General features: G+C 38.0%; 1 protein-coding gene. It reads left to right on the forward strand.

The features are described from left to right. Window positions 1–384: 384 nt before the first annotated feature. A partial coding sequence (locus RV13_RS20330; RefSeq protein WP_071876008.1) for an IS110 family RNA-guided transposase occupies window positions 385–1,575 on the forward strand: 1,191 nt, incomplete at its 3' end.

Here is a 1,575-nt window from a genome sequence, read left to right on the forward strand (position 1 = left end):
CTCGTAATATATATTTTGAAGAAACTTTCATTCCTTCAATCGCCCTTAGGGGCTATTCCTAATATGTTTAAATAAAATAACGATTACTACTTGGATACTGTAGGATATTCCTGAATAATAAGTCTTGGAAAGGACTTACGGGAAGACGCTATCACCTTCTGCAGTTTTACTGCGACAGAAAGTCTGTGACCCGAACCGTTGGTATAACCTCCAACACACTAGCTGAGTCCATTGACCTCTACCAATCCTAGTAGAGATTGGGTGGCTTAGAGGTTTAATGAATGAAACTCTATTATGCGAGGCTGTCGTTAGACAACGTGATTCTGGGATATCCCACAGTACCCAAGCAATTTCCGAATAATCAATGAAAGGAGGTCCTTCCACATGAAACTATTTGTCGGTTTAGACGTTAGTTCTGAAAAATTAGATGCTTGCTTTATGACAGACGATTCAACTTGCTCTGTTTTAAAAGAAGCATCTTATGGAAATAGTCAACTTGGCGCAAGCCAGATCAAAGAATACATTCTCGAATTTTCTCAAAAATTTGAGATAGAGAGCTTAGTGATTGGAATGGAGGCCACATCTTTATATAGCTTTCATCCAGCTATGTTTTTTAAAGAAGATCTTGAGTTAAATCAATTGAACCTTATGGTTTCAGTTGAACAACCAAATAAAATTAAAAAGTATCGTGATATTTTTGAAGAAAACAAAAACGATCAAATTGATGCTTTTTATATCGCTGACTATTTTCGCATCCAAAGGCAAGTCAACTCCATCATTAAAGAGGAAGAATACCTTGCCCTCCAACACTTAACTAGAACGCGTTATCAGCTAATTAAACAGCTGGTTCGTACAAAGCAACACTTTATCGAAAACATTTATTATAAATGCAACACGCTTTCTAAAGAACTAAAAGCAGAAGGTGGATCCGTTTTAAGTGCCACATTAGTAACTCTAATGACGGAAGATTACACAATGGACCAACTTGCCGAACTGTCATTAGAAGAGTTTGCGAACCTAATTCAAAAACTAGGGAAGTATCGTTTTAAAAATCCCGAAGGAATTGCAAAGGCAATTTCTAAAGCCATACGTAGTTCCTACCGGTTAGGAAAAGTCCATCAGGACTCTGTAGATATTGTTTTAGGTGTTCTAGCCAAAGAAATTCGTAGTCTTGAAAAGTTAATTAAAGACTTAGACAAAGCCATTGACGATTTAGTCGTTGTGCTACCTGAATATCAATGTTTAACCAGTATTCCAGGAATCGGTCCTGTTTATGCTGCGGGTATACTCGCTGAAATTGGCCCTATCAATCGCTTTTCAGATGAAAGCAAATTGGCTAAATATGCCGGTTTATATTGGCGACAGAACCAATCAGGTAACTCTGAGTATGAAAATACTCCTATGGCCAAACGAGGCAATCGTTATCTCCGTTATTATCTAGTTGAAGCCACCAACTCCGTAAGGAGATACGAGCCTGAGTACCATGCGTATTATAAGAAAAAATACGCTGAAACACCCAAGCATAAACACAAACGAGCCATCGTACTAACCGCAAGAAAATTTACGCGTCTGGTG

The organism is Enterococcus raffinosus (assembly GCF_001886185.1).
Lineage (GTDB): Bacteria > Bacillota > Bacilli > Lactobacillales > Enterococcaceae > Enterococcus_A > Enterococcus_A raffinosus.